Source organism: Lacrimispora sp. YZC11 (assembly GCF_057543815.1).
In genome coordinates this window covers 262,758-283,976 of record NZ_BAAJYQ010000014.1, presented here as the reverse complement: position 1 = coordinate 283,976, position 21,219 = coordinate 262,758, and the positions used below count along the sequence as shown (strand labels likewise).

Below are 21,219 nucleotides of genomic sequence, written 5' to 3'. Positions count from 1 at the left end.
AAAGGAGAGATGTAACATGAAAAAACTAATACAATGGGGCTTCGGCCTGATGACCGTAGCACTTGTGACAGCGTTCGTACCAGCGACACCGTTTCCTTCCATGGCGGATGAAACGGCATCGGGCCAGGAGGCATCGGAAGTACGGAATGACTGGATAGATGAAAACCTGGGACCAGGAGTGGCCAGGTGGGTAGATGGGAATGGTAATATTTCAGAACAACCGGGAAAGCAGACGGAAGATGGGGCCGGTGACGAGAGCCAGAGCAGCACGGAGGGCCAGGACTTAAATGCCGGGACTGCAGCAGAAGGGCAGCAGGAGACGGCTTCGCAGGAAAGCCAGGAACAGGCGCCCGCAGGACGTTATGTCGACCCTTCAAGGCCAATGGTGGCTCTGACCTTTGATGACGGGCCTTTTGCACCTGTGGGAAATCAGATTATGGATTGTCTGGCACAGTACGGCGGAAAGGCCACGTTTTTTGTGGTGGGAAGCCGTGTTTCCGCTTATGGGGCGGAAATGCAGCGCATGGTTGCGGAAGGGCATGAAATCGGCAATCACACTTACGAGCACAAAAACCTGACCAAGTTAAGCGGAGCCCAGATCCAGAGCCAGATCAACCTTTGCAATGACGCGGTACAAGCTGCCTGCGGCGTAAGGCCCGCCCTGGTAAGACCGCCGGGAGGAGCAAAAAACGGCACGGTCCTTGCAAATGTGCAGGCTCCTGTGATTATGTGGAGCATTGATACAAGGGACTGGAAGACGCGAAATGCCAGTAAAACGGTAAATTCGGTTATGAGCCAGGTACGGGACGGGGATATCGTTCTGATGCATGAGCTTTATTCCCAAAGCGGAGCGGCTGCCCTTGAAATCATCCCCAGGCTTACAGAAGCAGGTTACCAGTTGGTTACGGTCAGTGAGATGGCCGCGCTCCGTGGAGGAGTTGCTCCGGGCGGAGTTTATTTTCACTTTTATCCGTAAAGGATGAAGGAACTGTACAGATTTTAATATGGAACTTAAGATGTTTGAGCACCCCTATGTGTGGGTGTTCAAACATTTTTATTTATGCGGGCACCGAGCCGAACGAATACATGAAACTGAATCCCGGTATCGGAGATAACTAATTTAATCTTGCAGATGTCCACCTGGTACGCCAGATTAATGTAGAGAGTATACGATGACCAAGTTTTGGCAATGGTTTGAAAAATGATATTTTTAAAATGCCTATTGACAAATACTTAAAATAACTGTATTATTGTATTAACCAATTAGTACAACAATACAATAACACAAAAGGAGGCGGTCTCATGATCTGGAAACTGACCGATGATCGGCCGATCTGGATACAACTCGTCGATCAGCTCACCTTGCGCATCGTGTCTGGCGTGTATGCATCCGGCGCGGCTGTGCCAACGGTGCGCGCGCTGGCAAGCGAGGCAGGTGTTAACCCTAACACGATGCAGCGTGCACTGGCGGAGCTGGAAAGCAGGGGGCTGGTCGAAACGCGCCGCACAGCGGGACGGATTGTTACAGAGGATTTCTCACTCATCCGCAACGTGCGGGAAGAGCTTGCTTATGCGCGAATGGATGAATTTCTTGCGTCCATGCGTGCTCTTGGCTACACCGACGAACAAACCCGCGAGCTGCTCGCAGCATGGGATAAAAAGGAGGAACAGGTATGAATCAGGAACTTATTACTGCGCACGGCCTGACTAAGATTTACGGTACAAAGCCTGCGCTTGACCATATTGATCTGACGGTCGGCCGCGGCCGAATTGTCGGCCTTCTGGGGCCAAATGGCTCAGGCAAGACCACCTTTATCAAGCTTCTGTGCGGACTCTTGCAGCCAACTTCCGGCACACTGGAGGTAAACGGCAATGCGCCCGGCGTGGAAACCAAGTCAGTTATCTCTTACCTGCCAGACCGCATGTACTTTGCCGACTGGATGAAGGCCTGCGATCTGACAGACTTTTTCGCTGACTTTTATGCAGACTTTGACCGCACAAAGGCATTGGAAATGTTCGTGGCTCTTGGCATCCAGCCGAGTGACCGGCTCAAGACCATGTCTAAAGGCACCAAAGAAAAGGTGCAGCTAGCGCTCATCATGAGCCGCAAAGCGCAGCTTTATCTGCTTGACGAACCGATCGGCGGCGTTGACCCGGCAGCACGTGACTTCATCCTGAACACGATTCTGACCAACTATAACGAAAATGGCACAGTTATGCTGTCCACTCACCTGATTTCTGACATCGAGCGCGTGTTGGATGAGGCCATTTTCCTGCAAAACGGCAAGGTTGTGCGCCACGACACCGTGGATAACATCCGCGAGCAGGAGGGAAAGTCAGTCGATCAGCTGTTCCGCGAAATTTTCGCGTACGGCAGCTAACAAAAGGAGGAAGTAAGATGTTTGGCAAACTATGCAAATACGAATTTAAATCCATTGTGCGCACGCTTGCGCCGATTTATCTGGCGATTATCGCCATATCCATTCTCAATGCATTTTTGGGCGTAGGCTCGCTGGCTAACGGTTATTATAATGACCTGATGTCTGGCTTAAGCTTTGGCCGCGGCCTCGTAGGCCTGATTCAGACGGTCTCCGTGATCGCCTACTTCGGCGTACTGGTTGCACTGAGTGTACTGACGCTGATCGTAGTTATTCAGCGGTTTTACAAGGGCCTTTTATGTGATGAAGGCTATTTGATGTTTACCCTGCCGGTGAAGCCCTGGCAGCTGATCGCAGCAAAGGGCACGGTAGCGTTTGTGATGTCAATGGCCAGCTTCCTGACGGCTTTGGTATCCATTTTTATTCTGGTTTTAGGCACCGCAGGTCCTGCTAAGTTTTTTGCGGCAATTACCGATCCCCAGATATGGGCTGTCATCAACCGCGGGTTTGCTCAAGTTCCGTCCTGGCCGCTGCTCGTGTTTGAGCTGATTATTCTGATCGTAGCCAGCGGATTGGTTAAGCTTTATCACATGTACTTTTCCATGGCACTGGGCCATCTGTCAAACAAGTACCGTGTGATGATGTCCGTTGTTGCATTTATTGCAATATCTATGCTTTTTAGCTTTATTAACGGCTTTGCAATGATCATACTGGCAAATATACCGTCCTTAAAATCGTTCTTCAGCATGATTGATACGATGCCCGATACACAGGGGATATCCCTTGTCATGCACCTGACCTTCATCGGTTCGATTATTTACAACGTCATTCAGCTTGCAATATTCTTTTTCGGCACTGAGCGTATCCTGTCCAAGCGCCTTAATCTGGAGTAATAAAATAAATCTGAGTATGAAGGTAACGAAACAGGACGCTGTAAAATCAAGCAATTTAAACGATAAAAAATGCTGCCTCGCAATTAATTGTAAGCTAATTAATTGTGAGGTATTTTTTTATGAATTCGATCCATTCAGCAAAACATTTCCTCAGGATTTAAATCAACTTTTTCATACTAAGGAGTTTCAGTAATACTGTTAAAAAGGTAAATAAAATTAATAAATGAAATTATAAAAAAAGCATAAAAAAAGCATATAAAAGGTATATAAAAGGTATATAAAAGGTATATAAAAGGCGCAACAGCCCTTATAATTTTTATTATTTATCCTCCGGACAAAGTCTTGACTTATTTCATTTACAAGTGATGTTATAACAGTTATAATGAGGCAAAGGAATGAGATATTGAATGACTCTGCCGACATTAGGAAAGCCAATCAGAGTAAAAATTGAAGATTTTTATGGAATGGCTGAATATGGTTGGAAAAGGGCTGATATAGATAATGAGAAGTCTTGACACATACTTCAGCGGAGGAATGATTGATATGTTTTTAACAGAAAGTTCAGAGGTATTTGTTCGGCAAGATGGCAGTTGTAGACATGAGAATAGGCGAATCAAAGATTTAATAGAAATTTTAATATAGGAGGTAATAAAATGGAATACAGAGAGGTCGGGAAAACCGGCAAACATGCTAGCATCATTGGCCTTGGCTGCGAACACCTTGACGGCAAGCCATATGAGCAAGTAAAGGAGACGATTGACGCCGCACTGGAGTATGGCGTTAATATTATGGATGTTTTTATGCCAGGCACGGAAGTCCGCGAAAACATCGCAAAAGCACTTGGAAATAGGCGCGATCAGGTGATGTTACAAGGACATATCGGCTCCACGAATATAAACATGCAGTACGATATCAGCAGGGACTTACCTGTGGTCAAGCAGTATTTTGAAGAGCTGTTACGGATCTTCGGTTACATAGATTTTGGCATGATGTTTTTTATTGATTCAGAGCAGGACTATAAAAATGTTTTCGAGACAGATTTTGTCACATATGTGGAGCGTTTAAAACAACAAGGTGACATCAGGCACATTGGTTTTAGCTCCCACAATCCTGAAACAGCAGTGAAGGTCATTGAAACCGGAGTGCCGGAGATGATGATGTTCAGCATCAATCCCGCATTTGATATGCTCTCATCGAAAGCGAGCATTTTCGATTGTCTGGATAACGGCTTCCAGGCAGGGGTTTTTAATGGTATTGATCCTAAACGCTCGGAATTATACAAGCTGTGTACACAAAAACAAGTTGGTATTACTGTGATGAAAACCTTTGGCGGCGGCAAACTGCTCTCGCCGGAACATACGCCTTACAGCAGGCCGATGACTTCGGCGCAGTGTATCCATTACGCACTGTCAAGGCCGGCAGTGACCAGTGTCCTGACAGGCTGTAAAACGCGGGATGAAATGAATGACACCATGAATTATCTGTCGGCATCTGAAACTGACAAGGACTACACTTGGATTTATAATGAAGTACATAGTGCTTTTGAGGGAAATTGTGTGTATTGCGGGCATTGCCAGCCATGTCCCTCCGAAATAGACATTGCAACTGTTAACAAATACTTAGATATTGCACGGCTTGATAAAGAAGCTGTACCGCCATCCATACGTTCTCATTATCAAAGCCTTCATCATGGCGGCGATGAGTGTATAGCCTGCGGCAGCTGCGAAGAGCGTTGTCCATTTGGAGTGCCTATCATTAAAAATATGATAGAAGCCGAAACGCTGCTTGGGAGAAGAAGTGAATAATAATGTTGGTAATGTGTGAATGAGTCGTCGGGGGTATTCCTAAAGTAAGATCTAAAATTACTTTTGGGATACCCTCGGCTATTTGATTATCCGTTTATTTCTCGTCACAGACCTGAAAAATATAAAACTTCAGGTAATAAGAGGTTTCATCCCCCGCCCACAGAATGGGATGATCCGCCGCCTGGGTCCGGTATTCTACCTGGCGGAGGCGTTTGTGGACGTTTGCGGCTGCCTCCCGGATGGTTTTTGCGAAAAGTTCGGGGGTCATGAAATGGGAGCAGGAGCAGGTGGCTAAATAGCCGCCGTCCCTGACCAGCTTCATACCGCGAAGATTGATCTCACGGTAGCCTTTTACCGCGTTTTTCACGGAGTTCCTGGATTTGGTGAAGGCAGGGGGATCCAGGATCACCACATCATAAGTTTCCCCGCTTTTTTCCAGCTGGGGAAGTAGTTCAAAAACATCGGCACACTGAAAGTCCACCCGGTCAGATAAGCTGTTTAATGCGGCGTTTTCTCTTGCCTGTGCGATGCCAAGCTCAGAGGCATCTACGCCAAGGACTTCCCTTGCTCCGGCTATGCCGGCGTTTAAGGCAAAGGATCCGGTGTGAGTGAAGCAGTCTAAGACCCGCTTGTCCTTACATAAGCGCTGAATGGCAAGGCGGTTGTATTTCTGGTCAAGGAAAAAGCCGGTTTTCTGGCCGTCCTGGACGTCAACCAAATATTTAACACCGTTTTCTGTGATTTCCACTTTCGTGTCAAAGGAAGGTCCGATGAAGCCCTTCAAACGCTCCATGCCTTCCTGGAGGCGGACCTTGGCGTCGCTTCGTTCGTAAATGCCGCGGATTTTTATGCCGTCCTCATTGAGAACCATTTTCAGTTTTTCCAGGATCACAGGCTTTAGACGGTCAATGCCAAGGGCCAGGGATTCCACTACAAGGACATCGTCGAACTTGTCTACCACGATCCCGGGAAGAAAGTCGGCTTCCCCGAAGATAAGGCGGCAGCTGGAGGTGTCTACAGTGGCTTTGCGGTATTCCCAGGCGTTGCGGACCCGCATTTCCAGGAAGCTTTCGTTTATTGTTGTGCCTTTTTTTCGGGACATGATACGGACGGTGAGCTTGGAATTGGTATTGATGAAGCCTTGACCCAGGATATAGCCGTCAAAGTCTTCCACAGATACGATATCACCATTGGTGTAATCCCCGCTGATGGTATCGATTTCATTGTCATAGATCCACAGGCCGCCGGCTTTTAATGAGCGGCCTTCTCCTTTTTTTAATCTTACAGTTGCTGATTCCATAAGCATACACTCCTTTATTGATGTGATAGACCTCGTTTCAGCGAGGTGAGCAGCCGGTATAACGGCTGGAACAAAATGAGGGACAGAAAGAAATTACCTGTTCCGTGGACGATATCATATGGGATTCCTGCCGCCCACCAGGTAAAAGCTGCGCCGGGGCCTCCGGTAATGAAGTAGAACCCGGTGCAGAATAATCCGAACAGCATTCCAAAGATTCCGGAAAGCAGGGATATGCCAAAGGTTTTTGGCGTTTTGTTGTTGTAAATCAAAAATACAGCGGCCGGAAGAATGGGCCACACATACAAATAGGAAAACCACCAGAGGCCGAAGCCGTAGACCAACCCTTCCAATACAACAAACACGTACAGGATGAGCCATACGTGTTTGCGGAATACGAGGGTGTATAAAATTAGAAGCAGGGATACCAGTTCTACGTTGGGAAGCCAGGACAAACTCACCTGACTGACAAATAAAAGGGCTGAAAGCAGTGCGTCTAATACCAGCTCCCTGGTGGTAAACAGGGGATGGTTTCTCATTATTTTTTTATTCCTCAGAGGACAGGGTGTATTGAAAGGTATAGCGCTCACCATCCTTGATGGCCTGCTGGCTCACTCCATAGCTGCAAGGTTCCCCGTCGCAGAGAAGAGCCCAGTAAGCGCCGTCCTTTTTGTAGTCTGCCCGTTTTCCGTTAATAGTAGTGGCCATGAGGCCAAATTCTTCGGAAGTGGTTCCATCGATTTGAAAATTTGGTATGGATTTAAGCGCTTCTAACAGAAACTGCGCTTCTGTGGTTATCTGGTAGTGATCCGTTACTCCGTTTTCATATATCACTTCAATAGAAATGCTTTTTGTCCCTGCCATGGGAACCGGTTTTGTCAGGGTATATACGACCAACAGAAGTGCCAGGACCGCAATGGCGGCGCAGCCTCCCAGAAAGGGAGAAAGCCTCTTAAACTTATTCATAATCTGCTGACTTCCTTTTTTAATATTTTGCATCCAATGAATCAAAGGGATATGCAAGCAATGAGCCGGGTACAGGAATGCAGGCATTCCTGCATCTGACTAAATGCATGGATTAGTATAGCATATATCCATGGTACGCCGCAAGAACAGAATTTCCATCTTTTCTTAAAATACCCTTTGATGTATAATAAATGGGTATTGTTTGAAAGAGAAGGTGGATGGATGACTGTGAATGAACAGATTTTAGAAGAAATAACAGCTTGCGAAAAGCTTTTGATCGGAATCGGAGAGGAATGGAAGGCAGAGGAAATGCCGGATATTGGAAGCCTTTATGAGAAGATGGCCGGACTCATAAAAAACAAGGATTTTTTTATTGTAACCACAGTTACCGATGGAGAGATACTGAAATCTTCCCTGGAACAGAGCCGGCTGGTAGCCCCCTGCGGGAATGAAACATGGAGGCAGTGCTCCAAATCCTGTTCAAAAGATATCTGGGAGCCGGGAGAGATTCCCCAGGAGGTCTGTCCTCATTGCGGGGCACCTCTTACGGGCAATACCATAGAGGCTGAGGAGTACATAGAAGAGGGCTACCTTCCCCAATGGAAGGCCTATACCACATGGCTGGCAGGGACCCTTAATAAAAAGCTGCTGGTTTTGGAACTTGGGGTAGGTTTTAAGACTCCTACGGTCATCCGCTGGCCTTTTGAGAAGTCTGTGTCCTTAAACAATAAGGCCCATATGTACCGGATTCACGGGAAGTTTGCCCAGCTGCCGGAAACTGTAAAGGGAAAGGCTGATGCTGTTTTAGAAAGTTCTACAGAATTCTTTCGGAAATTATAGGCTTATTTTGCGTTGTACATTACACGTTACTGTGTTAAAATGTTGAAAAAAGGCGTAAAGAGGTGACGGCTATGATTGCGATAATCGACTACGATGCTGGAAACTTAAAGAGTGTGGAGAAAGCACTGACCGCCCTGGGGGAAAAGCCGGTGGTAAGCAGGGAAAAGGAAATCCTCCTTTCTGCGGACAAGGTGATTCTTCCTGGCGTTGGCTCCTTTGGTGATGCTATGGAAAAGCTTCATCAGTATGAACTGGTGGAGGTGATTCATCAGGTGGTCACAAGGGGAACGCCTTTTCTCGGGATATGCCTGGGGCTTCAGCTTTTCTTTGAAAGCAGCGAAGAGTGCGAAGGGGTCATGGGACTTTCCCTGCTTCCGGGAAAGATCGTGCGATTCCCGGAGACGCCGGGGCTTAAAGTCCCTCACATGGGCTGGAACCGTCTGGATATAAAGCCTGGTGCAAGACTTTTTAAAGGGATTGATTCCGGGGCATATGTGTATTTTGTCCATTCATATTATTTAGAAGCGGGCCGGGAATCCGATGTGGCCGCATCTGCAGCCTATGGAATCAGATTCGGGGCATCGGTGGAACGGGAAAATCTTTTTGCCTGCCAGTTCCATCCGGAGAAGAGCAGCGATACTGGTTTAAAGATTCTGAAAAATTTCATTGAATTGACTTAAGGAGGAACCGGATGCTTACGAAGAGAATCATTCCATGCCTGGATGTAATGGACGGAAGAGTGGTAAAGGGCGTTAATTTCGTGAATTTAAAGGATGCCGGGGACCCGGTGGAGATTGCCGCGGCTTATGATAAGGCCGGCGCCGATGAACTGGTGTTTCTTGATATCACCGCATCCTCTGACAACAGGAATACGGTTGTGGAGATGGTGAGCCGGGTGGCGGAAAAGGTATTTATCCCTTTTACCGTAGGCGGGGGAATCCGCACGGTGGAGGATTTTAAAATGCTTTTAAGAGAAGGTGCGGATAAGATATCCATCAATTCCTCAGCAATCAATACCCCTCAGCTGATCTCTGACGCAGCAGGCAAGTTTGGGCGCCAATGCGTAGTGGTTGCCATTGATGCCAGAAGGCGGGCAGATGGAAGTGGATGGAACGTATATAAGAATGGGGGCCGGATCGATACCGGACTGGATGCGGTGGAATGGGCCATGAAAGCAGACAGCCTTGGAGCAGGGGAGATCCTTCTTACCAGCATGGACTGCGACGGAACAAAGGCCGGGTATGATGATGAGCTGAACCGCGTCATAGCTGAGAATGTTTCCGTGCCGGTGATTGCTTCAGGAGGCGCAGGAACGATGGAGCATTTCCATCACGCCCTGACCAAAGGAAAGGCAGATGCAGCTTTGGCGGCATCCCTGTTTCATTATAAGGAACTGGAGATCATGGAATTAAAACGTTATTTAAAGATCATGGGAGTACCGGTGAGGATTTAAGGATAAAAGAAAAACATGGAAAATGCAAAGGAGAAAGAATGGGAGCAATTGAAAACGACTGGCTGGAACCCTTAAACGGAGAGTTTAAAAAGCCATATTACAGGGAACTTTATCAGAAGGTGAAGCATGAATATGAAATGACCCAGGTCTTTCCGGACCCAAACGACATATTTAACGCGTTTCAGTTCACGCCTCTTTCTAATGTAAAGGTAGTGATTTTAGGGCAGGATCCTTATCATAATAATGGGCAGGCCCACGGGCTGTGTTTTTCCGTAAAGCCTGATGTGGATATTCCCCCGTCTCTTGTGAATATTTATCAGGAGCTGCGGGAAGATTTGAGCTGTGAGATTCCCAATAACGGATATTTAAAAAAGTGGGCGGACCAGGGGGTCATGCTTCTTAATACAGTGCTTACCGTGCGTGCCCATGCGGCCAATTCCCACCAGGGGATGGGCTGGGAAACCTTTACGGATGCTGCCATTAAGATTTTAAATGAACAGGACCGGCCCATGGTATTCCTCTTATGGGGACGTCCGGCTCAGAATAAGAAGGTGATGCTCACGAACCCCAGGCATTTAATTTTAGAGGCGCCTCACCCCAGCCCACTTTCCGCTTACCGTGGATTCTTTGGATGTAAACATTTTAGCAGAACCAATGCTTATTTAAAGGAAAATGGGTTTGAGCCTATTGACTGGCAGATTGAAAATATTTAAAAAGACAGGGGAAAAGGAATGAATATCATTGAGATTTTAAAAGTAATTGTTCTTGGAATCGTGGAGGGCTTTACTGAGTGGCTTCCCATAAGCAGCACAGGGCATATGATCCTGGTGGATGAGATCATACACCTAAATCAGCCGACCGCCTTTAAAAACATGTTTTTGGTGGTAATCCAGCTGGGGGCGATCCTGGCGGTTCTGGTACTGTATTTTGATAAGCTAAACCCTTTTTCAGCCAGGAAAAAACCGGCGCAGAAGCAGGCAACTCTGATTCTCTGGTCAAAGATCGTTTTAGCCTGCATTCCGGCCGCTGTGATCGGCTTCCTGGTGGATGATATCCTGGATGAGTATCTGATGAACGGCTATGTGGTGGCAGCGACCCTGATACTCTATGGCGTGCTGTTTATCGTTATTGAGAACAGGAACCAGTACCGGAGTTTTGAAATACAGAAGGTGGGGGATATCTCGTACCAGACAGCCCTTTGGGTCGGCCTGTTTCAGCTTCTTGCCCTGATTCCGGGCACCTCCCGTTCCGGCGCTACCATTCTTGGAGCCATGATCTTAGGATGCTCCCGGGCTGCTTCCGCGGAGTTTTCCTTTTTCCTGGGAATTCCGGTGATGTTCGGAGCCAGTCTTTTAAAGGTTGTGAAATATGGAATGAATTTTACCGGCCCTCAGATATTTTATCTGATTTTAGGCATGGTGGTGGCTTTTGTGGTTTCTGTTTATTCGATTAAGTTCTTAATGGGATATATCAGACAGCATGATTTTAAATTCTTCGGGTATTACAGAATTGTATTGGGAGCAGTGGTGCTTTTGTATTTTATCATTACGGCTATCCTTGGCTAAGGAAATAATGAAAAGAGAGTTGATGATCAGCGATATGCTAATATCAACTCTCTTTTGGATGATAATCCATAAAGGTTCCTTTCTGACGGATCATGGTTGAAACAGCATCTCAATCCGTCCTTCGGCGGCCTGCTCATCAATGCCGTCGAAATTAAATTGTAAGTTCCGATTCTGCGTGTTAAGCCCTTTTTTCATCTCATCGTAGTCCTTGACGTTTACCTTTATTAAACCGTAGTCAATATAGATATCACAGTCAAAGGCATTGGCAGTGTTGATTAAAAGCGCGAGGGGAATGGGGGTGTAACGCAGCTGGATATCGACTTCAATGGTCCGCATACCCATACCTCCTTTTCCTGATAGCCGGATAAACCCGGCATGAACGTGCCAACAACTATATAGGGGTTATAGAGGTATCAACAGGATGAAGAGTCATATAACTGACTACAATTTTATTTTACCATCTCTTGTTAGAAAAACAAGATAAAATTGAAAAATAATTGAAAAATAGGTCAAATACTAATAACAAACAGAGAATACGAGGAGTAATCAGCAAAAAGAAACATGCCGGAGGCAATAAAAAGTGCCTCTGGCATGATCTTAAGTTGAAATATTATTTTATGCATTTTCAGCGATTTCATAGATCAGACGTTTAGAATCTTCCCAGCCAAGGCAGGGATCTGTGATGGATTTTCCGTAGATGCCTTCTCCTACCTTCTGGCTGCCTGGCTCAATGTAGCTTTCAATCATCAGGCCTTTTACCAGAGCGCGGATTTCAGGGGAATGCTTTCTGCTGTGAAGAACTTCTTTGGAGATACGAATCTGTTCCATGTATTTTTTGTTTGAATTGGAGTGGTTGGTATCCACGATGCAGGCCGGATTCTGGAGATTGCGGCGGCTGTACATCTCATGAAGAAGGAATAAGTCTTCAAAGTGGTAGTTGGGGATGCACTGGGCGTGCTTGTTGACTGCGCCCCTTAGGATGGTGTGGGCCAATGGATTGCCTTTGCTCCTTACTTCCCAACCCCTGTAGGTGAAATCATGGGCCTGCTGTGCAGCCACAACGGAGTTAAGCATAACAGACAAATCTCCGCTGGTAGGGTTTTTCATACCAACGGCAACGTCACAGGCACTGGAAGTCAGGCGGTGCTGCTGGTTTTCCACGGAGCGGGCGCCAATGGCAATGTAGGACATGATATCATCTAAGTATCCAAGGTTTTCCGGATACAGCATCTCATCGGCTGTGGATAGACCAGTTTCCATAAACACATTCATGTGCAGCCTGCGGATGGCAATAAGGCCTTCGTGCATGTCCGGCTTTTTTTCCGGATCAGGCTGGTGAAGCATCCCCTTGTACCCTTCTCCAGTGGTTCTGGGTTTGTTGGTATAGATTCTTGGTATGAGGATCAGACGGTCTTTTGTTTTTTCCTGTACTTCTACAAGCCGGTTTACATAATCAGAAACAGACTCCTCATTGTCAGCGGAGCAAGGACCGATAATAACAAGAAATTTATCGCTCTTTCCGGTAAGTACGTCGCTGATCGCCTGATCTCGTTCTATTTTAAGGGCTTTAAATTCTGCTGGAAGTGGAAAGCGTTCCTTGATCTCTTCCGGGCTTGGCAGATTGTTTACGTATTGAAATCCCATGGCATCCTCCTGTGTATGTGATTATTCTGTGTTTTTTCTGTTGATTATATAACAGAACCCGTGAAAAATCCAGCATTCATTGAAAATTTAGCAATGTGCCTCCCTAAAGTGTTTCTTTTTAAGGAAAAATGGTGTATGATTGCAGAGAATGAAAAGAGGAAGGATGGATTTCAATGGAACGATACTGGAATTGGCAGGGAAACTATATCGGAGTAAGGCAGAGGGATTACTTAGCCGCCTGTGACGGAAGGATTCTTGGGAAATTCTATGGAAAGGAAATCTACGACCAGAACGGGAATTATATCGGAGAAGTGGGCAGGGGCGGCCGCCTGATAAAAAATAAGAACAAGGAAGATTTTCGCCGCCAGGGGTTCAGCACTTATGTGAAGGGAACCATAACTGCACCGTTAAAGGACTGCGCCCCTTATCCCATGATCCAGGGGTATGAAGATTTTTTATAATGGCGGTGCATTCATTCGTATGCAATAATTAAGAAAGAAGGATGGCAGGAATGGTGGATTTAAGTAAGCTGACAGCGGGAAAGAACTTAACAGAGGTTGAGGATGGCGTTCTCCGTTATATCATTGAACACATGGATTCCATGCTTAAAATGGGAGTGCGGGGAGTTGCAAAGGAAAATTACACCTCAACCTCCACCATTATGCGCCTGACAAAAAAGCTGGGCTACAGCGGATTTGTGGATATGTATTACAAGCTGTTGCCGCTTGTAAACCGGGCCAGAGACAATGAGGATGCCGGTATGCAGTTTATCAATAGCTTTTGCTCCAACTCTCTTCTAAAGTATAATTCTTACGAAGACATCCGGGAATTTGCCAGGAGTCTGGGTTGTCTGGATGGAGGTTACGTATTCTTGTATGCAACAGGTTTTTCCGCCATTCCTGTGGAATACTTAACAAAAAAGCTTCTTGTCCTTGGGATAAAATGCATTTATTCCAATGGAATGGATTCTATCGGTGTTTTTGAAAACAATCTGGAGAACATGAAAATGCTCATTGTAGTTTCCCGGTCAGGCGAAACGGACTGGGTAGCGGACCGGGTAAAAACTGCCAGAGAGAACGGAATTTTTACCGTGTCCTTTACCAATGAGGCGGAAAACCGGGTCAGCTCCATAACAGATATGCAATTTCGCATAGAGGACAGCAATAAGCTGGATGACAGAAATATGATGGCAAACACTTTTTTCCCCAATGTGTTCATGCTGATGGAGCTTTTAATCTATGAATATCACAAGGTGCTTCAAAATATGGATAAAAAAGAAGAATAAAGGTTCCGGATGACGTTTAAAATAGCGGCATCCGGGATTTTTTTTGAAACCTGTTACTACTTGGAATAACAGGTTCCTATCCTTGCCCAAAGTATATACAAAGGGGGATACGGCGGCTATAATACGGATATGAATTTCACGTGAAATGAAAAACAGAAAACCAATCATTGATAGTTGGAGGAAAAGAGAATGAAAGATAAAGTGATGGATCAGTTGCAGCGCTTTTCAAAAGCAATGTTCATCCCGGTTTTGATCCTGCCCATCGCAGGTATTTTAATCGCTGTGGGGAACTTATTTACCAATGCAAAATTGCTGGAGCTTCTGCCCTTTATGGACAATCCGGTGACAAAGGGCTTTGGCACCATTTTGTCAGGATCCCTGGTTTCGATATTAAATAACTTAGGGCTGATCTTCTGCGTGGGACTTGCGGCAGGACTTGCCAATAAGAAAAAATATGAGGCCGGATTTACTGCTCTTTTGGGATTTTTGGTATTTATTAATGCCATGAACAAGTTCATGACCCTGACGGGGATTCTGTTTACAGGGGAATCTTTAAGGGGAACGGGTCAGGCCATGGTGCTGGGAGTACAGATCTTGGACATGGGCGTGTTCCTGGGAATTATTCTTGGAATCGTAACTGCCATGGTTCACAACCGGTTCTGTGAAACGGAATTTCAAAATGCATTCCAGATTTACGGAGGTTCCAGGTTTGTATTCATCGTATTGATTCCTGTGACTGTTTTCCTGGCTGTTCTCCTTACCTATGTCTGGCCGTTTGTCCAGTTGGGGATCACCAGCCTTGGCGGATTCATCAACCGTTCCGGTAATTTCGGTATCTTTATATACGGTGCTCTGGAACGCCTTCTCATACCTACAGGCCTTCACCATCTGGTCTATACCCCGTTTTTATACACCTCTCTGGGAGGCGTTGAAACCATAGGAGGTCAGGTGTTCGAGGGCGCCAGGAACATTTATTATGCAGAGATCGCAGATCCTTCCATTCAGGTGCTGTCCCGGTCAGTCATATGGGATGCAAGAGGAATTTCCAAGATGTTCGGTCTTATGGGAGCCTGTCTTGCCATGTATCATACGGCAAGGCCGGAAAACCGCAATAAAATAAAAGCCATTCTGATTCCTGCCGCATTTACTTCTTTTATTGCAGGCGTTACAGAGCCTATTGAATTTTCCTTTATGTTCGTGGCTCCGGTCCTGTTTGCCGTTCATGCGGGTTTGAGCGGACTGAGCATGGTGGTTCTTAATATATTAAATGTCCGTGCCATCGGTCCCAACGGCTTTTTAGATTTCCTGCTTTTCAATGTGCCTTTGGGAATCCGTAAAACCGGATGGCCCATGTACATCGTCACAGGCCTTATATTTTTTGTGGTTTATTACGCCATATTCCGCCTTCTCATTACAAAACTGAATTTAAAGACTCTGGGGCGCGAAACAGATGGCATGGAAATGAAGCTTCACACCAAAGCGGAATATAAGGAAAAGGTGGCTTCTGAAAAAGAGGGAAAAGACGGCGATGATGTGGATGCCCCGCTGATTATAAAAGCCCTGGGCGGTGCCGGTAATATTGAAAAGGTGGATAACTGTTTCACCCGTCTGCGCCTGATTCTTACAGATCCGGACCTGGTTCAGGATGAGGTGCTGAAAAATGGCACCGGAGCCAACGGCGTAGTGAAAAAGGGCAATAACGTTCAGGTGGTCTATGGCTTAAAGGTAACTGCCGTAAGAAGGGCCGTGGATGAGGAGCTGGGAAACGGCGAAAGTAACTAACTGAAAAACCAGGCAAAGCAAGGAGGTAAATAAGTTGAAAAAATTCTCAATCGTAATCGCAGGCGGCGGTAGCACCTATACACCCGGCATTGTAATGATGCTGATGGATAACCTGCACCGGTTTCCCATACGTTCTTTAAAGCTTTATGACAACGACGGAGAGCGCCAGGAAACCCTGGCAAAGGCAATAGAGATCGTTATGAAGGAAATTGCGCCGGAGGTGGAATTTTCCTATACAACAGATCCCAAGGAAGCCTTTACTGATGTGGATTTCTGCATGGCTCATATCCGGGTGGGCAAATATGCCATGCGGGAGCTGGATGAAAAGATACCCATGAAATATCATGTGGTGGGACAGGAGACATGCGGTCCCGGCGGAATCGCATACGGGATGAGAAGCATTGGCGGTATGATGGAGTTAATTGATATTATGGAGAAATATTCTCCGGACTGCTGGATGCTCAATTACTCCAATCCGGCTTCCATCGTGGCAGAGGCCTGCCGTGTGTTAAAGCCCCATTCCAAGGTGTTAAATATCTGCGACATGCCGGTGGGAACCAAACGGCGTATGGGATATATCGTAGGCAGGGACCCAAAAGACATGGATGTAAAGTATTTTGGGCTGAACCATTTTGGATGGTGGACCAGCGTAAAGGATAAGGATGGAACCGATTTGATGCCCCAGCTTTTGGATTATGTATCTAAAAACGGATATCTGACGGAGAAGGCTGTGGAGACTCAGCATATGGATGAAAGTTGGCAGCTGACCCATAAAAAAGCGGCGGATTTATTAAAGCTGGAGCCTGATTTTCTTCCCAATACGTATTTAAAATACTACCTTTACCCGGATTATGTGGTGGAGCACACCGATCCCAGCCATACCAGGGCCAATGAGGTGATGGAGGGAAGAGAACATGAGGTGTTTAACGCCGCAAGGGCCATCATAAAGGCAGGAACCGCAAGAGGGGGAGAATTCTCCATTGACAATCATGCTTCTTTTATTGTGGATCTGGCTTGTGCCATTGCCTTCAATACCCGTGAGCAGATGCTCTGCATCGTGGAAAATAAGGGTGCCATCTCTAATTTTGACCCAACTGCCATGGTGGAAGTGCCATGTCTGGTAGGAAATGAAGGGCCTGAGCCTTTATGCCAGGGGAACATTCCCACCTTTGAAAAGGGTATGATGGAAGAACAGCTTGCAGTAGAGCGTTTGGTGGTGGAAGCCTGGACCGAGGGAAGCTATTTAAAACTTTGGCAGGCCTTGACCTTATCAAAGACCGTACCAAGCGCCTCTGTTGCAAAACAGATTTTAGACGATCTTCTAGAGGCCAATAAAGAGTATTGGCCGGAGTTAAAGTAGGATTTTCTTAATTTCAAAGAAAAAAACGCTTAGCGAGATGATTGCCTCGTCCTTTTAATAGGACGGGGCTTTTTTTTTATCCCATACAATAAAACTTATCGTTATATAAAAAACCTCCAGCAATAATAAATGTGGGTAAAAAGCCACAAGTAAAAACGGAAGGCATCCAAATCCATAAGAACACATTACACTGCGTCTCATCGATACTCTTCAAACAAAAAGTTGAAATGAAAATGAAATCAAAGTATATAAAAATATATGAAAGAATATATTGACAAAGTGAAAAGATATGATAATATAATATTGAAATATAAAATCAAACAAAAATAAAGAGAAAGGAAATGAAAGAATGAAACTAAGTGAGTTAACGGAAGTTAAGCTGGCAAACCTGTTTGATCATACCTGCTTGAAAGCCTGTGCGGTGAAAGCAGATTTCGATCAGCTGTGCAGGGAGGCAAAAGAGAATGGTTTTAAGATGGTAGCGATCAATTCCTCACCGGTCGCCTATTGCAAATCCCTGTTAAAGGATACTCCGGTCCATGTGGGGGCCGCAATAGGATTTCCACTGGGACAGACAACCATCGAGACAAAGTGCTTCGAGACGCAGGATGCGATCCGGCATGGGGCGGATGAAATTGATTATGTAATCAATATCGGAGAATTGAAAAACGGAAATTATGATTACATTGAAGAAGAGATGAGACGGATCTGCGAAATCTGCCGGGAAGCCGGTGTTTTGAGTAAGGTTATCTTTGAAAACTGCTATCTTGAAAAAGATGAGATCCGCAAAGCAGCGGAGATTGCCCAAAAAGTGAAACCGGATTTTGTAAAGACCTCCACCGGATTCGGAACAGGCGGGGCCACTGCGGAAGATGTGAGGCTGATGAAAGAGGTCGTAGGAGAAGAGATCAAAGTGAAGGCAGCAGGTGGAATACGTGACTGGGAAACCTGCAGGCAGATGATTGAAGCCGGGGCTGAGCGCATCGGCACCAGCAGCAGTTTTAAAATACTGGAAGGCTACCGTGAGGCTTTGAAGACCGGCTATTAAAAGATGAGGGTGGGGAACAAAAATGCTTAAAATTTCAGCTTTAATCAATGAAGGTTTAATGATTACAGATTTATCGGCAGCCCATAAAGAGGAATGTCTTGCTGAGATGATCGCCCGACTTAAGGCAGATAGACGGATTGCAGACGAAGCGGTTTTTCTGGAGACGGTGATGGAGCGGGAGGCGGTTGGACCTACGGGAATCGGCATGCAGGTGGCAATTCCTCATGGTAAGAGCCATACAGTCAGGCGGCCAGCCCTTGTTTTTGCAAAAAGCAAAGACGGTGTGGATTTCAATGCTCCGGACGGGAGCCTTGCATCCCTGATCTTTCTGATTGCAGTACCGGACACAACGGATGATCTGCACTTAAAGATATTGGCGAAACTGGCAAGAAGCCTGATGCATGAAGAATTCAGAAGCCGTTTGCTGACATGTGAGGATAAAAGACAACTGTTCACTATTTTAGAAGAGGGGGTTTCTTTATGAAATTAGTAGCAATTACTTCCTGCTCCACAGGAATCGCACATACTTATATGGCGGCAGAGAAACTTATGATGGAAGCAAAGGCCATGGGACACGAGATCAAGGTTGAAACACAGGGGTCCATTGGTGCGGAGAATGTGCTTGCAGCGGAAGACATTGCCGCAGCAGACGCAGTGCTTATCGCATCCAATACCGGTGTCAACAAGGAACGGTTTCATGGAAAACGTCTGTATGAGACCAATGTGGAGGACGGCATCAACAAAGCTGGTGAGATCATTGAAAAGGCACTGGCAAGTACATATATTTACAAAAACACTGAGGCAGTCACGGATACGAATGCAGCGCAAAATTCAAAACAAAAGGTCAGTGTATACAAGCATCTGATGGCCGGTGTTTCCTATATGATTCCCTTTGTCGTGGCGGGAGGCATCTGTATTGCCCTTTCTTTTGCATTCGGCGGCATCCATTCGGAGGGGGCGATTGCACAGGCTTTCAGCATGATTGGCGGCGGAGTTTGCATGGCCCTGATGTTCCCAATTCTGGGAGGATTTATCGGCCACTCCATCTCCGACCGTCCCGGCCTTCTGCCCGGTATGGTGGGCGGTATGCTTGCAAGTACACTGAATGCGGGATTTTTAGGAGCGCTGATCGGCGGATTCTTAGGCGGATACGCGGCATTATTCCTGAAAAAAACGATTAAAATGCCAAAGGGACTGGAAGGCTTGATGCCTGTTTTGATTGTACCGTTTTTATCGTCTGTGATTGTAGGGCTTACCATGATTTTTATCATCGGCACTCCGTTTAAGGCGCTGAATACATGGATCACAGAGTTTCTAAACAGCTTATCCGGTGTGAATTCAGCTCTTTTGGGATTGATTCTTGGGGCAATGATGGCGGTCGATTTAGCTGGGCCGATCGGAAAGGCAGCTTATTTCTTTGGGGTTGCTTCCCTGACGACCTTGTCTCCGGGAGAGACGGCACCGGTTATGGCGGCAGTTATGGCTTCGGGTATGGTTCCTCCGTTAGCAATGGCACTTTCCACCATCATTGCAAAGGATCGTTATACCACAGACCAAATTGAGTCGGGAAAGACGGCTTGGATCTTGGGGGCTTCTTTTATCAGTGAGGGGGCAATCCCCTTTGCGGCAGCCGATCCGGTCCGTGTACTGCCTTCTGTTACCATAGGAGCTGCGGTTACCGGCGCGCTCTCTATGATCTTTAACTGCGGGCTTGCGGTTCCCCATGGCGGAGCCTTTGTATTTGTTATTCCGGGGGCGGTTTCCAATCTGCCGCTCTACCTTGTGGCAATTATCGTGGGAACGATCATATCCGGAGTTTTGGTAAGCTTTTTAAAGAAACGCTGATTTGACAGCGGTGAGGGGAAATAAGGATGAGAGACATAATAAATATCTGTTTGATCGGCGCAGGGCGTGCAGGAATGATTCATGCCAGAAATTTCGTATCTCGTATACCGAACGCGAAAATGGCGGCAGTCTGTGATCCTTCGGAAGCTGCGTGCCAGGCTGCGGTGAAGGAACTGGAGATTTCACTGTATTATACAGATTATAAGGAAGCGCTGAAAAATGAGGAGATCGATGCTGTAGTCGTTGTCACTCCTACCGTGTTTCACCATGAAATTGTGATAGCGGCCGCAAATGCAAAGAAACACATTCTCTGCGAAAAGCCCATGGCTATGAATGAGAAAGAGTGCGAGGAGATGATTGGTGCCGCAAAGGCAAACGGCGTCAAGCTTCAAATCGGGTTCATGCGGAGATTTGATGACAGCTTCGTCTATGGGAAGAAGCTTGTGGAGGAAGGGGAGATCGGTGATGTGGTGCTTGTTAAATCCCTCACAAGGGGCCCCAGCATACCCAAGCCATGGATGTATGATATTAAAAAGAGCAACGGTCCTCTCGCAGAAGTAAACAGCCATGACATCGACACGCTCCGCTGGTTTACAAAGGGAGAATTTCAAACCGTATACGCTGTGGCCGGAAATTACCGGTGCATGGAGGCGAAAGAGGAATTCCCTGATTTCTATGATAACGTAATACTGAATGCGAAGTTTGACAATGGCATTCTGGGAAGCATTGACGGCGCCCAGGGAGTGGGCTATGGATACGATGCGCGCGTGGAAATACTGGGAACCAGAGGACTGATCACATTAGGGGAGCTAAAGGATAAGTCCACAGTCATATATACCAAAAATAAGGTTGGTAAAATGGATGTTGTGAACAGCTGGACCCACCTGTTCCGGGAGGCTTATATCAATGAAGACATCAGCTTTATCCAGGCGATTTTAAATGACCGGGAACCGGAAGTGACAGGAAAGGACGGTTTGATGGCTGTAAAGGTGGTTAATGCCGGAAATGAATCCATTGTCACCGGAGAGATTGTGAAACTGTAAGGTGCAGGCTGCAGG

The 21,219-nt window shown here is 46.4% G+C and carries 23 protein-coding genes; 18 read left to right on the top strand and 5 right to left on the bottom strand.

Going from position 1 to position 21,219, the window contains the following annotated elements:
* Positions 1 to 16: 16 nt before the first annotated feature.
* The 5 genes from AC27IJ_RS15090 to AC27IJ_RS15070 all read left to right on the top strand — a co-directional run bounded on the left by AC27IJ_RS15090 (position 17) and on the right by AC27IJ_RS15070 (position 5,076).
* Entirely contained in the window at positions 17 to 976 is a 960-nt protein-coding gene (locus tag AC27IJ_RS15090) for a polysaccharide deacetylase family protein (RefSeq protein ID WP_312502333.1), read from the top strand.
* A gap of 326 nt (positions 977 to 1,302) precedes the next feature.
* A complete protein-coding gene (locus AC27IJ_RS15085) occupies positions 1,303 to 1,677 on the top strand; it encodes a GntR family transcriptional regulator (protein WP_312446828.1) in 375 nt (124 codons plus the stop codon).
* On the top strand, positions 1,674 to 2,381 hold the full coding sequence (locus AC27IJ_RS15080) for an ABC transporter ATP-binding protein (RefSeq protein ID WP_312446830.1): 708 nt from the start codon (positions 1,674 to 1,676) through the stop codon (positions 2,379 to 2,381). The genes AC27IJ_RS15085 and AC27IJ_RS15080 overlap by 4 nt, the downstream gene beginning before the upstream one ends.
* A 17-nt stretch (positions 2,382 to 2,398) precedes the next feature.
* A complete protein-coding gene (locus AC27IJ_RS15075) occupies positions 2,399 to 3,271 on the top strand; it encodes a hypothetical protein (RefSeq protein ID WP_312446832.1) in 873 nt (290 codons plus the stop codon).
* Between the two features lie 653 nt (positions 3,272 to 3,924).
* Complete coding sequence (locus tag AC27IJ_RS15070; protein WP_312446834.1) at positions 3,925 to 5,076, top strand: aldo/keto reductase; 1,152 nt, start codon at positions 3,925 to 3,927, stop codon at positions 5,074 to 5,076.
* A gap of 94 nt (positions 5,077 to 5,170) precedes the next feature.
* On the opposite strand, the gene AC27IJ_RS15065 is transcribed toward AC27IJ_RS15070, so the two are convergent.
* From AC27IJ_RS15065 to AC27IJ_RS15055, 3 genes are read right to left on the bottom strand one after another with little or no spacing between them, the layout of a single operon-like run.
* Positions 5,171 to 6,376: a class I SAM-dependent rRNA methyltransferase gene (locus tag AC27IJ_RS15065; protein ID WP_312446836.1), complete on the bottom strand. Its 1,206-nt coding sequence runs from the start codon at positions 6,374 to 6,376 to the stop codon at positions 5,171 to 5,173.
* 14 nt (positions 6,377 to 6,390) lie between these two features.
* The gene (locus AC27IJ_RS15060) at positions 6,391 to 6,912 is read right to left on the bottom strand and encodes a hypothetical protein (protein ID WP_312446838.1); all 522 of its coding nucleotides are present in this window, start codon (positions 6,910 to 6,912) and stop codon (positions 6,391 to 6,393) included.
* Between the two features lie 7 nt (positions 6,913 to 6,919).
* On the bottom strand, positions 6,920 to 7,339 hold the full coding sequence (locus tag AC27IJ_RS15055) for a DUF4430 domain-containing protein (RefSeq protein WP_312446839.1): 420 nt from the start codon (positions 7,337 to 7,339) through the stop codon (positions 6,920 to 6,922).
* A gap of 222 nt (positions 7,340 to 7,561) precedes the next feature.
* Between AC27IJ_RS15055 and AC27IJ_RS15050 the strand changes: the two genes are divergently transcribed.
* The 5 genes from AC27IJ_RS15050 to AC27IJ_RS15030 all read left to right on the top strand — a co-directional run bounded on the left by AC27IJ_RS15050 (position 7,562) and on the right by AC27IJ_RS15030 (position 11,197).
* A complete protein-coding gene (locus AC27IJ_RS15050) occupies positions 7,562 to 8,179 on the top strand; it encodes an SIR2 family NAD-dependent protein deacylase (protein WP_312502332.1) in 618 nt (205 codons plus the stop codon).
* A gap of 71 nt (positions 8,180 to 8,250) precedes the next feature.
* On the top strand, positions 8,251 to 8,859 hold the full coding sequence (gene hisH, locus AC27IJ_RS15045; RefSeq protein WP_312502330.1) for an imidazole glycerol phosphate synthase subunit HisH: 609 nt from the start codon (positions 8,251 to 8,253) through the stop codon (positions 8,857 to 8,859).
* An 11-nt stretch (positions 8,860 to 8,870) separates the two neighbouring features.
* Entirely contained in the window at positions 8,871 to 9,632 is a 762-nt protein-coding gene (gene hisF / locus AC27IJ_RS15040) for an imidazole glycerol phosphate synthase subunit HisF (protein ID WP_312446846.1), read from the top strand.
* A gap of 38 nt (positions 9,633 to 9,670) precedes the next feature.
* Positions 9,671 to 10,345, top strand: coding sequence for a uracil-DNA glycosylase (ung, locus tag AC27IJ_RS15035; RefSeq protein ID WP_312446847.1), 675 nt, complete (start codon positions 9,671 to 9,673; stop codon positions 10,343 to 10,345).
* A gap of 18 nt (positions 10,346 to 10,363) precedes the next feature.
* Positions 10,364 to 11,197: an undecaprenyl-diphosphate phosphatase gene (locus AC27IJ_RS15030; RefSeq protein WP_312446849.1), complete on the top strand. Its 834-nt coding sequence runs from the start codon at positions 10,364 to 10,366 to the stop codon at positions 11,195 to 11,197.
* Between the two features lie 90 nt (positions 11,198 to 11,287).
* Here AC27IJ_RS15030 and AC27IJ_RS15025 read toward each other — a convergent pair whose 3' ends face one another.
* The gene (locus tag AC27IJ_RS15025; protein ID WP_312446852.1) at positions 11,288 to 11,533 is read right to left on the bottom strand and encodes an HPr family phosphocarrier protein; all 246 of its coding nucleotides are present in this window, start codon (positions 11,531 to 11,533) and stop codon (positions 11,288 to 11,290) included.
* 279 nt (positions 11,534 to 11,812) lie between these two features.
* Positions 11,813 to 12,841, bottom strand: a complete 1,029-nt coding sequence (locus tag AC27IJ_RS15020) for a 3-deoxy-7-phosphoheptulonate synthase (RefSeq protein ID WP_312502328.1) — start codon at positions 12,839 to 12,841, stop codon at positions 11,813 to 11,815.
* 173 nt (positions 12,842 to 13,014) lie between these two features.
* Here AC27IJ_RS15020 and AC27IJ_RS15015 point away from each other — a divergent pair, with 173 nt between their 5' ends.
* From AC27IJ_RS15015 to AC27IJ_RS14980, 8 genes are all read left to right on the top strand, one after another.
* Positions 13,015 to 13,302, top strand: a complete 288-nt coding sequence (locus AC27IJ_RS15015) for a hypothetical protein (protein ID WP_154522825.1) — start codon at positions 13,015 to 13,017, stop codon at positions 13,300 to 13,302.
* A gap of 50 nt (positions 13,303 to 13,352) precedes the next feature.
* Entirely contained in the window at positions 13,353 to 14,126 is a 774-nt protein-coding gene (locus AC27IJ_RS15010; RefSeq protein ID WP_330694961.1) for a MurR/RpiR family transcriptional regulator, read from the top strand.
* Between the two features lie 189 nt (positions 14,127 to 14,315).
* Positions 14,316 to 15,908 (top strand): PTS transporter subunit EIIC, encoded by a 1,593-nt coding sequence (locus AC27IJ_RS15005; RefSeq protein ID WP_312502326.1) that lies wholly within the window; start codon positions 14,316 to 14,318, stop codon positions 15,906 to 15,908.
* 34 nt (positions 15,909 to 15,942) lie between these two features.
* On the top strand, positions 15,943 to 17,268 hold the full coding sequence (locus AC27IJ_RS15000) for a 6-phospho-alpha-glucosidase (RefSeq protein WP_312502324.1): 1,326 nt from the start codon (positions 15,943 to 15,945) through the stop codon (positions 17,266 to 17,268).
* Between the two features lie 349 nt (positions 17,269 to 17,617).
* Entirely contained in the window at positions 17,618 to 18,316 is a 699-nt protein-coding gene (gene deoC, locus AC27IJ_RS14995) for a deoxyribose-phosphate aldolase (RefSeq protein ID WP_487149593.1), read from the top strand.
* Between the two features lie 22 nt (positions 18,317 to 18,338).
* Positions 18,339 to 18,800: a PTS sugar transporter subunit IIA gene (locus AC27IJ_RS14990; RefSeq protein ID WP_487149591.1), complete on the top strand. Its 462-nt coding sequence runs from the start codon at positions 18,339 to 18,341 to the stop codon at positions 18,798 to 18,800.
* A complete protein-coding gene (locus AC27IJ_RS14985; protein ID WP_312446866.1) occupies positions 18,797 to 20,161 on the top strand; it encodes a PTS fructose transporter subunit IIC in 1,365 nt (454 codons plus the stop codon). The genes AC27IJ_RS14990 and AC27IJ_RS14985 overlap by 4 nt, the downstream gene beginning before the upstream one ends.
* A 26-nt stretch (positions 20,162 to 20,187) precedes the next feature.
* Entirely contained in the window at positions 20,188 to 21,204 is a 1,017-nt protein-coding gene (locus AC27IJ_RS14980; protein ID WP_312446868.1) for a Gfo/Idh/MocA family oxidoreductase, read from the top strand.
* Positions 21,205 to 21,219: the final 15 nt, after the last annotated feature.